11 protein-coding genes are annotated in these 12,893 nt (G+C 67.4%); 6 read left to right on the top strand and 5 right to left on the bottom strand.

Translation table 11 applies throughout. The features are described 5' to 3' along the window. Positions 1-84: 84 nt before the first annotated feature. Together VYJ16_RS15530 and VYJ16_RS15525 are read left to right on the top strand one after the other, a co-directional pair. Complete coding sequence (locus tag VYJ16_RS15530) at positions 85-1,449, top strand: PQQ-binding-like beta-propeller repeat protein (RefSeq protein ID WP_336351227.1); 1,365 nt, start codon at positions 85-87, stop codon at positions 1,447-1,449. Between the two features lie 50 nt (positions 1,450-1,499). After that, the gene (locus tag VYJ16_RS15525) at positions 1,500-2,483 is read left to right on the top strand and encodes a hypothetical protein (RefSeq protein WP_336351226.1); all 984 of its coding nucleotides are present in this window, start codon (positions 1,500-1,502) and stop codon (positions 2,481-2,483) included. A gap of 165 nt (positions 2,484-2,648) precedes the next feature. On the opposite strand, the gene VYJ16_RS15520 is transcribed toward VYJ16_RS15525, so the two are convergent. Continuing rightward, on the bottom strand, positions 2,649-3,260 hold the full coding sequence (locus VYJ16_RS15520; RefSeq protein WP_336351225.1) for a methyltransferase domain-containing protein: 612 nt from the start codon (positions 3,258-3,260) through the stop codon (positions 2,649-2,651). Between the two features lie 1,385 nt (positions 3,261-4,645). On the opposite strand from VYJ16_RS15520, the gene VYJ16_RS15515 reads away from it, so the two are divergent. From VYJ16_RS15515 to VYJ16_RS15500, 4 genes are all read left to right on the top strand, one after another. Beyond that, complete coding sequence (locus VYJ16_RS15515) at positions 4,646-5,812, top strand: thiolase C-terminal domain-containing protein (protein WP_336351224.1); 1,167 nt, start codon at positions 4,646-4,648, stop codon at positions 5,810-5,812. Further along, entirely contained in the window at positions 5,809-6,198 is a 390-nt protein-coding gene (locus VYJ16_RS15510; RefSeq protein WP_336351223.1) for a Zn-ribbon domain-containing OB-fold protein, read from the top strand. The genes VYJ16_RS15515 and VYJ16_RS15510 overlap by 4 nt, the downstream gene beginning before the upstream one ends. A gap of 111 nt (positions 6,199-6,309) precedes the next feature. Beyond that, positions 6,310-6,807 (top strand): gamma carbonic anhydrase family protein, encoded by a 498-nt coding sequence (locus tag VYJ16_RS15505; protein ID WP_336351222.1) that lies wholly within the window; start codon positions 6,310-6,312, stop codon positions 6,805-6,807. Positions 6,808-6,980: 173 nt separating this feature from the next. Beyond that, a complete protein-coding gene (locus tag VYJ16_RS15500; RefSeq protein ID WP_336351221.1) occupies positions 6,981-9,026 on the top strand; it encodes an AMP-binding protein in 2,046 nt (681 codons plus the stop codon). Positions 9,027-9,153: 127 nt separating this feature from the next. Here VYJ16_RS15500 and VYJ16_RS15495 read toward each other — a convergent pair whose 3' ends face one another. The 4 genes from VYJ16_RS15495 to VYJ16_RS15480 form a co-directional block, all read right to left on the bottom strand. After that, on the bottom strand, positions 9,154-9,579 hold the full coding sequence (locus VYJ16_RS15495; protein ID WP_336351220.1) for a universal stress protein: 426 nt from the start codon (positions 9,577-9,579) through the stop codon (positions 9,154-9,156). A 5-nt stretch (positions 9,580-9,584) separates the two neighbouring features. Next, positions 9,585-10,010 (bottom strand): iron-sulfur cluster assembly protein, encoded by a 426-nt coding sequence (locus VYJ16_RS15490; protein WP_336351219.1) that lies wholly within the window; start codon positions 10,008-10,010, stop codon positions 9,585-9,587. After that, positions 10,007-11,116 (bottom strand): amidohydrolase family protein, encoded by a 1,110-nt coding sequence (locus VYJ16_RS15485; RefSeq protein WP_336351218.1) that lies wholly within the window; start codon positions 11,114-11,116, stop codon positions 10,007-10,009. Before VYJ16_RS15485 ends, VYJ16_RS15490 begins: the two co-directional genes overlap by 4 nt. Positions 11,117-11,327: 211 nt before the next feature. After that, positions 11,328-12,785: an aldehyde dehydrogenase family protein gene (locus VYJ16_RS15480; protein WP_336351217.1), complete on the bottom strand. Its 1,458-nt coding sequence runs from the start codon at positions 12,783-12,785 to the stop codon at positions 11,328-11,330. Positions 12,786-12,893 lie beyond the last annotated feature (108 nt).

Raw genomic sequence — 12,893 nt, 5'->3', positions numbered from 1 at the left:
CGACGGCTTCGAGAGCCAGCCCGCTCCCGGACGTCGAGTGGGTCGCCCAAAACTCCTATATCGCGTCCTTCGGTGGGGTTCTCCATGAAGCGACGGGCGATGTTGACGGCGGCCGGGTTGGGGGTCAGCTTGACGGGGTGTCTGCGGTTGAACGACGGGGGAACCGACACTGCAGCGTCGACGGAGCGCGAGTCGGCGACTCGAACGGCGACGGATCCGGCGACGGCGTCGACGACGGCCACCGAGACCGAGGAGTCGACGGAGACGTCCCGGGCGACGCTCGAGGATCTGGCGTGTCCGGCCGACCGGTCGCTCTCGGGAGCGGCCACGGACGACTGGGGCCAGCCACAGAGCGACGCTGCCAGCACGGGGTACGTCCCCGAGGAATCGGTGGGGACGTCCGCTGCCTGCGTCGCGTGGCGACAGGAGGACGTGGCCCCGGTATCGACGGCGGTCGTGCTCTCGGACTCGCACGTCTTCGTCGGTGGGGAGGGACGAGAGGGGCTTCGTGCGTTGGACCGTACGACCGGCGAGCAGGCGTGGACGACCGACTCGTCACTGTCGGGCGTCATCAACGTCCGGAATCCACTCGTCGTCGACGGGACGGTGTACTTCACCGCCGAGATCGGCGCGGAAGGCGGGCGCGTCTTCGCGTTCGACGCGGAGACGGGGGAGGAACGGTGGCGCATGGAACCCGCGGCGGGCGTGGGAAACATGGGTCCCGTTCGGCACGAGGACGGGGTGCTCTACGGGACGTCGTGGATCGCCGATACCGACGCGGAGAGCGTCGTCTGGGCTCTCGACACCGCTGCTCGGACGACGCGCTGGAAGACGAGACTCGACGGACGGGGCCTCGAGTCGTGCGCCGTGGGGAACGGCCGCGTCTACGTCGCCGGGGACAAGCGGGCGGCGGCGGGCGTTCAGGCACTCGACGCGAACACTGGCGAGGTGCTGTGGCGCGCCGTCGACGCGCAGGTCGCTGGGGCGCCCACCGTCACGGGCAACGCGGTCTACGCGACGACGAACGACACCCGGGACGCACCGTCGCTGTTCGCGCTCGACCCCGAAACTGGGGGGACGCGATGGACGTACGAGACGCTGAACGGGACCGACTGTTCGGTGATTGCCACGGACGACACGGTCACGTACAGGACGTCGGACGGCCTCTTCTGTCTCGGCACCGACGGCGCCGGCCGCTGGCGATACACCGGGCGAGGCGCTCGGTCCCAGAGGGGGTCGCCAGTTCGGGTCGGCGAGACGATCGTCGTCGGTTCGACGGGGAACGACCCCGGTCTGGTGGCGGTCGATGCGAACACGGGCGACCCGCAGTGGTCCATTCCGACGCCCGAGATTCCGATGACGCCCGCGGTCGTCGACGGCGACGTCTACGTGATGTACCGGACCAGCGAGGACTGGAAGTACCACCTGATGGCGCTCCGGACGACGTAGCTCGTTCCGCGACGGCGAACGTTGATAAGGGTCGACTGGAAGGTATCCGTATGAAGCGCCGACATCTCGTTGCTGCACTCTCCGCGTCGTCCGTCGCTGGCTGTCTCAGACTGGACAACGGTGGGGAGACGGCGACGGGGACGCCGACGGGGACGACGACACGACGGACGGAGAGCGAACCGGACGCCACGGCCACCAGCGAGGAGGACGGCGACTCCGACGACCTCTTCGCGACCGAGTCCGAGGCGCTCGAGTACGCTGGCGGATTCGCTGCGGAGGAGGCGGTCGTCGTCGAACAGTCCGTCGACCGGACGCCGGAGTTACTCGAACACGGTGGCGGTTCCGGGAGCAGCTGGGGGCCGGCGGACGGCGGCGGCACCCACACCTCGCAGGACCTCCACTTCGCGTCGATACCGGACGACGGGGTCGCGTTCGGTGGCGGCACGAATCGGTCGCTCCGCGTTCGGAACGTCACGCTCGACAAGGCAGCGACGTTCGAACCGGACGCCGACAGCGAACGGTTCAGCGTGTCGACCTGGAGCATCGACACCGAATCCGAGGGCGTGCCGCCGTCGGCCATCGAACTGGGGCCGGTTGGCCAACAGGAAGACGTCATGCTGGCGGGCGCGTGGCGGGGCGACACCGACCTGTTCCGGACGCAAGCGTTCGGCGAGTACGTGATCGAACTGCTCGAAGACGGCACGCGCATCGGGACGACGGACGGCTTCGTCTACGGAATCAACTACCACTGGGGGGCCGAACAGACGCGGGAGACGCTGTACGTCACGCGCCAGCCGTCGACCAACGAGTCGTGGAACGTGGCGCTGTACGTGGGAGAGAGCTACTTCGACCCTCTCGCGACGCAGGCGGGGACGCAGTCGCCCGAAGACGACGTCTTCGAAGTCGACCTCACCGCCCTGGACCTCGAGTCCGGGCAGTACGATTGGCGGCTGTTCGTCGGCGAGGGCCTCCAGATCGAACGGAAGCACTTCATCGCGCTGCAGCCGTCGTCCGGTGGACTACTGATCCCCTGATCCCGGATTTCGCACGCTCGAGAGGGACTGTTTCTTGGCTGCTGCCATCACCCTTCGAGAGGGGCTGGGAACGGGCTAACGCGACGGCTGTGGGCGCCGGTCGACACGGGTGATGGGGTGCGCTCGTCTTCTGGTGGTCGCCGTGGCGGGTGAGTGGACTGCGGGTCAGTTCGCGTGGCGTGCGACCACGGCGTAGAAGGGGTCGGTCGCGGGGCGTTCGCGCACGACGTCCGCGACCACGAGGCCGGCGGCCCGGCAGTAGGATTCGACGAGGGCGACGCGCTCGTCCATGGAAGCCCGGCGCCACGCGCGGACGGCTTTCGTGGGGAACATCCGGTTCGTGAAGCTGACGACGAGCGCGCCGTCGGGGGCGAGGACGCGCGCGAACTCGCGGAAGACCGCGGCGGGGTACTGGAGGTACTGCACGGAGAGTGCACAGCAGAGGAGGTCGAACGCGTCGTCGTCGAGCGGGAGCGCCTGGTCGTCGTTGAGGTCCTGGACGAACCACTCGTCGAGCGCGTCGTTCGCGTCGAGTTCCGCGGCGTTCAGGCCGTGGCCGACGACGCGCTCGTAGTCGCACGCCGGGAGGTGGGACACCCAGCTGCTCATCGCGTCGAACACGCGGTCGCCGTCGGTCGACACGGCCGCGTACAGGTCCGTGAGTCGGTCGAGGAAGCCGTCGTCGGCGTGCGTGACGAACCGCGGCCGGCCGTAGAACGCGTCGTCGTCGCTCGCGTCGACCTTCGTCCGGTCCAGGTCGGTGAGTACGTCGTCCACGACGACGAGTAGGCGTCGATCCGGCAAGTGGATTGCGTCGGTCGGGTCGACGACGACGGCGTGGCGCTCATGCCACCGGCTCCGCCGATAGCGAATCGGTGGCTGCCACGCCGCTTGCCGACCCGAGTTGGTCACAGCGTCGTGGACCACGATGTCGGACCCGACCTCGACATCCCCGCAGCGCGAATCCAGAAATATAAGAAACCATATATTCAAATCTGGATGGTAGGATTCGTTTTCAGTTCCGGTGACGACTCGACCCGTCGCCGCGAAGGGAGGCCACACTGCACCCTCGAATACCCCCGATATCGCGGAGAAGACGCTTCGAACGGATGCTGTCGCGTTCGGGGTTCCCTGCTCTCGGCAGCGTCGACACCGAGACGGTGCTCCCGCCGATCAGCATCGACAGCGAACACAGGTCGCTGCCGATACCATCCCCTGAATGTCACGGCTGGTGCGCGTTCTGGCGTCTTGCTGGCAGACGAGGATTCCCGCGGGTCGAACTTCACGGGCTGGAGCGCTACAGAGCCACCAATAAATATACGTTAACTGGGTGTTATGGAATCCAATCAGAGAAAAATAATGATTGGGTCCCCCGTGATAGACTCCCGCCTTCGGTCGGTGGACGGGCACGCTCGGGAGGTCTCCAGGAGGATTCGAAGCGGTCCGTGCCAGTCAGTGGTTCGTTCGCGAGTGTCGAATCGTCGGGCGCGAATTGTGACAGAACTATGTGCGTTCCACGGCCGGTCCGGTAGCCGTCCACCCTGGGTCAACCCGTGCCCCTCGTCGAGTACTCGGGCCGACGCTGTCCGTCGACTTCGACGCCGCGTGGACAGAGAACCGCGTTTCCGCTCGAACAGGGCCGGGCCGTCTCCACGCAAGCGATGGCGGCACGTGGTCGCGCTCGCGGCAGCGGCCGGCACGGGGCCCATCCCCATCTCGCGAATCGGACCGTGGTCTCGCTGGTATGGGTGCACGCATGCGGAGTCTCGCGTGCTGTCGCGCTCTCCGGCGCACCCGCTGCGGTTGTTCTCGGACGGCAACCCCACTTCGCACGGCTCGTAGCGCACGCCCGGGTGCGCCTCGATCTTGCCACAAATGCCCGACAGCGATACTGGCGGGGTCGCGTGGTGACGCCAGATGGACGCTGATAACATAAAATCCCGCAGAGACGAATCTTCCGGGAGTGTAAGCGCTCGATGCCCGGCCGCGACCGACGGCATCGACCCGTCGTCGCCGTGGGCGTCGTGGGAAGCGGGCCGTCGTCGCCGTGGGCGTCGTGGGAAGCGGGCCGTCGTCGCCGTGGGCGTCGTGGGAAGCGGGCCTCCGAGGTGTCGTAGCGCGTAGGAACATATTTCAACCCCGGGTCGGAACGGCTGGTGTGTATGCAGAGTGTGAGAGTTGCTGGCGTAGGGCTCACGCCGTTCGGAGACCACGGTGACCGGACGATACGCGAGCTCTTCGCCGACGCAGGCGTGGAGGCGATGAGTGACGCGGCCGTGGGCGGTGACGCCGTCGACGCGGTCTACTTCGGGAACTTCGTCGGGGAACTCGCGGACGGCCAGGGCCATCACGGCCCGCTGGTCGCGGAGAGCCTCGGCGTGTCCGCGCCGGCGACCCGGTTCGAGAGCGCGTGTGCGTCCAGCGGCGTGGCGGTCAGGCACGCGGTACGAGCCATCGAACACGGCGACGCGGACGTCGTGCTCGTCGGCGGTGCCGAACGGATGACCCACGTCGGGACTGGGGAGGCGACGGCGATGCTCGCAACTGCCGCGGACGCCATCCACGAGGTGGGTACCGGGGTGACGTTCCCTGGCGCGTACGCGCTCATGGCGGACGCCTACCTCCGAACGTACGGCGGGTCGTCGCGCGACCTCGCGCACGTCGCGGTGAAGAACCACGCCCACGCGGTCGAGAACGAGTACGCGCAGTTCCAGTCGACGGTGACCGTCGACGACGTGCTGGACGCGCCGACGGTCGCGGCACCCCTGGGCTTGCTCGACGCGTGTCCGGTGACCGACGGCGCCAGTGCGCTCGTCCTCGTCAGCGACGAGTACGCTGCTGCGGCGGACCTCGAGGCGCCCGTGGCGGTGACCGGGTCCGGGCAGGGGACGGACAGCCTCGCGCTCCAGAACCGCGAGTCGCTCAGTCGGACGCCAGCGACGGAACGCGCGGCGCGCGAAGCGTACGAGGACGCCGGCATCAGGGCGGACGACGTCGGCCTCGTCGAGGTGCACGACTGCTTCACGGTCGCGGAGGTGCTCGCGCTCGAGGGCCTGGGGCTCTACGAACCGGGCGAGGCGATCGGGGCCGCTCGCCGGGGCGAGACCTGGCGCGACGGCGAACTGCCGGTGAACTGCTCGGGTGGCCTGAAGGCGAAGGGGCATCCGGTCGGGGCGACCGGCGCGAGTCAGGTCGTCGAGATGACGCGCCTCCTCCGCGGCGACCACCCCAACAGCGAGTACGTCGCCGACGCCACGACGGGCGTCACGCACAGCGCGGGCGGGACCGTCGCCAGTACGACCGTTCACGTCCTGGAGGTGGTGTCATGAGCGAGCAGGAGACGCCTGTCCAGTCCTACGAGGCGTTCTGTGCGGCCATCGAAGCGGGTGAGGGCTTCTACCTCGAGTGCCCGGATGGTCACGGGTCGGTGCCACCGCGTCGCGTCTGTCCGGACTGTGGCGCGCAGTCGCTCACCACTCGCGCCATCCCCGAAATCGGGCGCATCCGGGCGCAGACGGTGGTGCACGTCGCCACGCCGGCCTTCGAGGACCGCGTGCCATACGTCAGCGCGCTCGCCGACTTCGGCCCGGTCACCTTGACGGGCGTCGTCGTGGAGACGACGCCGGACGCCGTCGAGCATGGGACCGAGGTGACCGTCGGCGTCGAGCGGTCCGACGACCGCGACCGGCCAACGCTCGTCTTCGAACCGCAGTAAGCAGTTCCTCCGGGAGCGACGCGCCGCTGCGGAGTGAGGTTTCCGGACCCCGGGTCGACGCGGACCGGGATGCACGTACGTTCAAGTGGACCGGCCGCGTTCCTCGCACGTATGCAACGAGATGTCATGGGCGAAGGGCCGTCGGTCGCGGATTCGGCGTTCGTCTCGGAGATGGCGTACCTGGTCGGTGACGTCGCGGTCGGTTCTCGTGCGAGCCTCTGGCCGTTCGTCTGCCTCAGAGGCGACCGCGAAGGCGTCGTCGTGGGCGAGGAGACGAACGTGCAGGAGTTCTCGATGCTCCACGGCGCGACGCTCGGCGACGGCGTCACCGTCGGACACAACGTCGTCATCGACTACGCCACGGTCGAGGACGGGTCGCTCGTCGGGATGTCGAGCACCCTCCAGCAGGACGCCCACGTCGAGTCCGGCAGCATCGTCGCCCCCGGCTGCGTCGTCACCGAAGGCCAGACGATTCCAGCGGGTCACGTCGCCTACGGCGTCCCGGCGTCGACGCGACCGCTCGAGGACGCCCAGCAGGCCGAGATCGAGCGCGTCCACGAGCTCTACGTCGAGCACGCCGAGACGTACAAGCAAGCCGGGCTGGAATAGGGCGGCTGGTCGGAGGAGGCGGGCTGGCTGGGGGAGGCGGGCTGGTCGGAGGAGGCGGGCTGGTCGGAGGAGGCGGGCTGGTCGGAGGAGGCGGGCAGGCTGGGGGAGGGCCAATATTGCGCTGGGGGCGAAGAATTAAGCGGCTCTCCGGAGACACTTGCACCTGTAAGCTCATGGCCAGTGAGACACTCGCGGATATCGAGGAGGTCGTCCACGAACCGACGCAGTCGGACGTCGAGTCGACGAACGTCTGGGCGTTCATGCAAGCGCACGACATCGACGACTACGAAGAACTCGTCGAGCGCACGACGACCGACGTCGAGGGCGTCCCCGAATCGGGCGTGGACTGGTTCTGGGACGAACTCGTCGACTACCTCGACGTCGAGTTCTACGAGGACTACGACTCGGTTCGAGAGGATAGCGGGGCGCGACGCGCCCCGGAAGGTGCGAGCGGCGAAGCCGCGAGCCGCGACGGCCCGCAGTTCACGGACTGGTATCCCGGTGGCAGCATCAACGTCGCGCACAACGTCCTCGACCGCCATGCGGCGCGCGAGAGCGAGCGACGGAACAAGGTCGCCTGTATCTGGGAGGGCGAGGACGGAACCACCCGGGACGTCACCTATCACGAACTCCAGCGCCAGTCGAACATGGTTGCGAACGCGCTCCGGGAGCGCGGTATCGAGCAGGGCGATACCGTCGGGCTCTACATGCCGATGGTCCCTGAAGTCATCTCCATCCTCTACGGGTGTTTCAAGATCGGCGCCATCGCGGTCCCGATATTCTCCGGGTTCGGCGTGGACGCGACGGCGACGCGCATCGAGGACTCGGGGTGCAGCGTCGTGTTCAGCGCCGACGGGTTCTACCGTCGCGGGAGCGAGATCACGCTGAAGGACGCGCTCGACGACGCCATCGACGACGTCCCGACCGACGTCTCTTCGGTCGTCGTCTACGAGCGAACCGGGACCGAGGTGCCCTGGACGGCCGGCCGCGACGAGACGTGGAGCGAGGCCGTCGAGACCCAGGACGACGACTTCGAGACGGTCGAACTGGACGCCAGCGACCCGTCGATGCTCCTGTACTCGTCGGGCACGACGGGGAAGCCGAAGGGCATCGTGCACACGCACGCCGGCGTCCAGATGCAGTGCGCGAAAGAGGTCTACTTCGGGTTCGACCTCAAGCCCTCGGACCGGTTCTTCTGGGTGAGTGACATCGGGTGGATGATGGGGCCGTGGACGCTCGTCGGGAACCACACGTTCGGCGGCACGGTCTTCATGTACGAAGGCGCGCCGGACCACCCCGAGCCCGACCGGTTCTGGGAGATGATCGACCGGCACGACCTCACGCAGTTCGGCATCTCGCCGACGGCCATCCGCGCGCTCAGGAAGCAAGGGGACGACTGGGTCGAGGGTCACGACCTCTCCAGCCTCCGGATGCTGGGGTCGACGGGCGAGCCGTGGGACCCCGAGAGCTGGCAGTGGTTCTACGAGACGGTCGGGAACGGCGAGACGCCCATCATCAACATCTCGGGCGGCACCGAGATCTGTGGGTGCTTCCTGATGCCGATGCCGACGCAGCCACTGAAGCCCTGCTCGCTCGGCGGTCCCGGCCTCGGGATGGACATCGACATCGTCGACGCCGACGGGAACTCCATCGCGGACACGAACGAACGCGGGTACCTCGTCGCTCGAGACTCCTGTCCGTCGATGACGCGCTCGCTGTGGAGCGGCGACGACCGCTACCTCGAGGAGTACTGGTCGACGTGGGACGACGTCTGGGACCACGGCGACTGGGCACAGCAGGACGAAGACGGCTTCTGGTTCCTCCACGGCCGCGCGGACGACGCGCTGAACATCGCCGGCCGGAAGGTCGGCCCCGCCGAGGTCGAAGGGGCGGCGATGGACCACGACGCCGTCAACCAGGCCGCCGCCGTCGGCGTCCCCGACGACACGACGGGGACCGCGGTCGCACTCTACGTCGTCACCGAGGACGGCGTCGACGAATCCGACGCCCTCCGCGACGAGGTCCGCGCGCTCGTCGGCGAGGAACTCGGCAAACCCTTCCGCCCACGAGAAGTCCGGTTCGTCGACGCCTTCCCGGTCACGCAGTCCGGGAAGATCGTTCGCCGCGCCATCCAGGCGCGCCACACTGGCGAGGACATCGGCGACCTCTCCAGCGTCGAGAACCCCGAGGCGCTCGACGCGATCGACGCCGCGCGGTAGACGGCTACGGGGGCTGTGTCGGTACTCGTCGGTCGCTGCGGAAAACGGAGAACGAGTGCTCGTCGCGTCCTGTCGACGCCAGTACGGGCGGGTAGTGGCTGCGGTCCGGTGTGGTGGGATGGGGCGCTCAGTGCACGATGGTCACCGGGCAGCGCGCGCTCAGCGTGACCTTCTGTGCGGTCGACCCGAAGATGGCCTTCCCCGTCGGCGAGCGCCTGCGGCCGCCGATGACGACCTGGTCGACGTCGTGGTCGTCGAGGTACTCGATTATCTCGCCGGACGGTGACCCGTCGACGATAACGGTCGTGACGTCGCCGTCGTGGTCGATATCCGCGAGGAGCTCCTCGAAGAGCGCCTCGGCGTCCTGCTGCGCCTTGGCGTACCAGCCTTCGGCCTTCTTCCGCCCACCTCGTTCCGGGTTCGTGAGCGATTCGCTGTACTCGATGACGTGCAACAGGACGAGTTCGTCCCCGTGGTGGACCTCGCTGGCGTGGTTGAGCGCGGCGCTCGCCTGCGACGACTTGTCGACTGGAACGAGTATCCGTCGTGGCATGGCTGTCACTCGGAGCGTTCCGCGTACGGCTCGATACCTGCCTCCTCGATGCGACGCTCGAAGCGCTCACGGCGCGCGCGACGCTCGTCCTCGGCCATCCGGTCGGCGGTCCATATCTCGCCGCTGGTCACCTGGTGGACGTCGACGGTTTCGACCGCTTTCAGTTCGGTTACGCGCTCGCAGATCTCGTCGTCGATGTCCAGGAAGTACGTGCAGCGCTGGGATGTCAGGAGGAGGTGGACGGTGACCGTCCGCGTCGCCTCGTCCCATTCGATGTCGTCCACCAGACCGAGGTCGACGATGTTCACCGGGTGCTCGCTCATGCAACTACACGGGTCGAGCACTTCTTCGAGTTCGGCTTTCACGGCCGCCTTCACGTCGCTCTGGAACTCCGTCTCGGGGAGGACGTGGTCGGGTGCTTCGACACTCATACGTACCTCTTGCGCTCCTTCGATGCCTCCTCGGTCGGCTCCTCGTACGTCGACCAGGGCGGCGCGGGGTACTCGCCGCGCTCCTTCAGCTCCTGGATCTTCTGATCCCACTTGTCGCCCTCGATGTCCTTCTTGACCTGCTCGGGGTCCTTCCCCATCAGCCGGAGCTTGTTCTTCCCGAGGATCTTCTCCTTGTCCTCCTGGGTGACCTCGGGGTAGTCCTCGCCGGCGCGGAGGTCCTCGGGCATCTCGAAGTCCCAGATCGCGTCGATCGGCGGCTGGGGATGCAGCGCGGTCGCGCCACTGGAGAACACGATGCGCTCCGGGCCCGCCCAGTACAGCATCTCGCCGAGGCTGCGCGCGAACTTCTTCGGGCGACTGCACGCCATGTGCGCGGTGTTCTCGATGTTCGCGTACACGTTGTCGTGGCTCGCCATCGCGAACACGGTCTCCTCGAGGAACGAGAACCCGGCGTGGATGACCTCGAAGTTGAGTTCGGGGAACGCCAGCGCCGCCTCCTCCACGTCGTCGATCTTGAAGTACTTCACCGGCGCCGTCGCGAACGGGATGAACTTGTGGATGCCGACGGTTCCGATGTCGAGGTCCGCGGCCTTCTCCAGGACGGGTCGGACCGTATCCTGGTTCAGCTGCAGGGAGAGGTCGCGTCCGTTCTGGTAGCGCGCGGGGTAGAGCTTGATGCCGTCGACGTCCTTCTCCTTCGCGTAGTACTCGACCTGCTCGACGGCGTCGTCCTCGAGCGGGTTGATGTCGACGATCATCCCGACGCGGTTCGGGTTCCGGTCGCGGAGCTCGAAGCCCTTCTCCCGGGAGACGTAGCCGTCCTTGAAGTAGTCGTCCAGCGGGAGCGAGTGGTACACCGAGTAGTCGATCTGGCTCTCCAGGAAGAGCAGTCGTTCGAGCTCCTCGGGTTGATGGTTCCGGTAGAATATCTCTTCCGGGAACACGTACTCGTCGGGCATCAACTGCTCGCCGAGTTCGTACGTCTCGTCGTCCCATCGCTGGGAGTGCGGGTGGAGGTGATTGTCCTCCGCGTGGTTGAAGCAGTGCGACACTGCGTCTACAACCAGCTCGCCATTGTCTAACATACGTGTCCTCCTTCAAATCTATGAGTATTAAACGTTCGGGAGGGTCCGGTTGGATGAGTCCTTCAGCGGCGGCTCTCGGCGGTTCCATCGGGCGCGTTCGCGGCCGAATCCCGCGCCGCAACGTCCCCGATACACCCTGCCAGACCGCCGTTCGGGACTCGGTCAGTCTACCGCGCGACCGCCAGTCACCAGGTCGAGCCTGGTTGCGCGGTCAGTTCGAGATGTCGAGACAGACGTTCTTGATCTGCGTGTAGTTGTGGATCGCTTGCGTCCCGTTCTCGCGGCCGACGCCGCTGTCCTTGAAGCCGCCGAACGGCGTCTCGTTCCCGCCGGCGAACCACTCGTTGACGTAGATCTGGCCCGCGTCGACGTCGCGCGCGAACCGGTGGGCTCTGCCCATGTCGGTCGTGATGACGCCCGCGACGAGTCCGTAGTCCACGTCGTTCGCTCGCTGGATGGCCTCGGCCTCGTCGGCGAACGTACTCACGGTGAGGACCGGCCCGAACACCTCCTCCTGGAGGATGCGGGCGTCCTGCGGGACGTCCGCGAACACGGTCGGTTCGACGTAGTACCCGTCGCGGTCGAGGACGCGCCCGCCGGTCACGGGGTCGCCGACCTCCTCGCGACCGACGTCGAGGTACTCGGCGACCTTCTCCATGTGGGACGCGGAAGCGAGCGGCCCGACGTCGTGGTCGTCGAGTCCCGGACCGATACTGAGGTCCTCGACCGCACTCACGAGCTTCTCGACGTACTCGTCGCTCGCGTCTTCGTGGACGACGACGCGCGAGGACGCCGAACACACCTGTCCGGTGTTCGTCGCGAAGATGCCCTTGACGGTCTCCTCGACGGCGACGTCGAGGTCGCCGTCCTCGTAGACGACGAGCGGGCTCTTCCCGCCGAGCTCCAGGTGCGGTTCGGTGAGGTTCTCGATGGCGGCCTTCCCGACCTCGCGGCCCGTGACGGTCGACCCCGTGAACGTGATGGTCCCGATGTCGGGGTTCCCGGAGAGCGCCGCGCCGGCCTCGGCACCGTCGCCGGGGACGACGTTGACCGCAGCCTCCGGAACGCCGTTCTCGTGGAGGAGCTTCGTCAGCTCGATCGCACCGATCGGCGTCTCCTCGGCGGGCTTGATGACGGCCGCGTTCCCGGCGGCGAGCGCGGGAGCGACGCTCCGCGCGAAGAGATATATCGGGACGTTCCACGGGACGATGTGGCCCGTGACACCGAGGGGCTCCCGGATCGTGTAGTCCACGTGGTCGTCGTCGAGGGGGATGCTCTCGCCCTCGACCTTGTCCGCGAGGCCGCCGTAGTACTCGAAGTGACGCGCCGCCCGCGTCACCTGCCCGCGCGCCTCCGAGATCGGTTTCCCGTTCTCCAGCGTCTCGATGCGAGCGAACCGTTCGTGGTCGTCGCGGATGGCGCGAGCGACGTCGTTCAGGATGCGGCAGCGCTTCGCTGGCGTGTACCCGCGCCACTCCTCGAAGCCGTCCCCCGCCACGTCGACGGCCTCGTTCACGTCGCCTTCGGTCGCCGCCGCGACCGTCGTGAGCTGGTCTCCAGTTGCCGGGTCGAAGACGTCGATCGTCTCTCCCGAGGAGGACGCTCGTTCCGTCCCGTCGATGAGCACGCCGTACTGGTCGGCGAGTGCCCCGCGCTCGTCAGTCTGCATTGTGTACGGTAAACTGTCTGCCACTCGCATAATAGTTTTTGACAGCGTCTGGGAACGAACCTGCTGGAACGTCACTGTCAGTTCGTTCGCCGTCCTCCTGTCAGGATT

Source organism: Halorubellus litoreus, from assembly GCF_037081675.1.
Lineage (GTDB): Archaea > Halobacteriota > Halobacteria > Halobacteriales > Natrialbaceae > Halorubellus > Halorubellus litoreus.
The sequence above is the reverse complement of the archived record's forward strand: the minus strand, read 5'-3'. Positions and strand labels throughout refer to the sequence as shown.

Excerpts from the sequence above, each read along its gene's own strand:
- VYJ16_RS15530 (WP_336351227.1), top strand. The coding sequence starts at position 85 with ATGAAGCGACGGGCGATGTTGACGGCGGCCGGGTTGGGGGTCAGCTTG.
- VYJ16_RS15525 (WP_336351226.1), top strand. The coding sequence starts at position 1,500 with ATGAAGCGCCGACATCTCGTTGCTGCACTCTCCGCGTCGTCCGTCGCT.
- VYJ16_RS15515 (WP_336351224.1), top strand. The coding sequence starts at position 4,646 with ATGCAGAGTGTGAGAGTTGCTGGCGTAGGGCTCACGCCGTTCGGAGAC.
- VYJ16_RS15510 (WP_336351223.1), top strand. The coding sequence starts at position 5,809 with ATGAGCGAGCAGGAGACGCCTGTCCAGTCCTACGAGGCGTTCTGTGCG.
- VYJ16_RS15505 (WP_336351222.1), top strand. The coding sequence starts at position 6,310 with ATGCAACGAGATGTCATGGGCGAAGGGCCGTCGGTCGCGGATTCGGCG.
- VYJ16_RS15500 (WP_336351221.1), top strand. The coding sequence starts at position 6,981 with ATGGCCAGTGAGACACTCGCGGATATCGAGGAGGTCGTCCACGAACCG.
- VYJ16_RS15495 (WP_336351220.1), bottom strand. The coding sequence starts at position 9,579 with ATGCCACGACGGATACTCGTTCCAGTCGACAAGTCGTCGCAGGCGAGC.
- VYJ16_RS15490 (WP_336351219.1), bottom strand. The coding sequence starts at position 10,010 with ATGAGTGTCGAAGCACCCGACCACGTCCTCCCCGAGACGGAGTTCCAG.
- VYJ16_RS15485 (WP_336351218.1), bottom strand. The coding sequence starts at position 11,116 with ATGTTAGACAATGGCGAGCTGGTTGTAGACGCAGTGTCGCACTGCTTC.
- VYJ16_RS15480 (WP_336351217.1), bottom strand. The coding sequence starts at position 12,785 with ATGCAGACTGACGAGCGCGGGGCACTCGCCGACCAGTACGGCGTGCTC.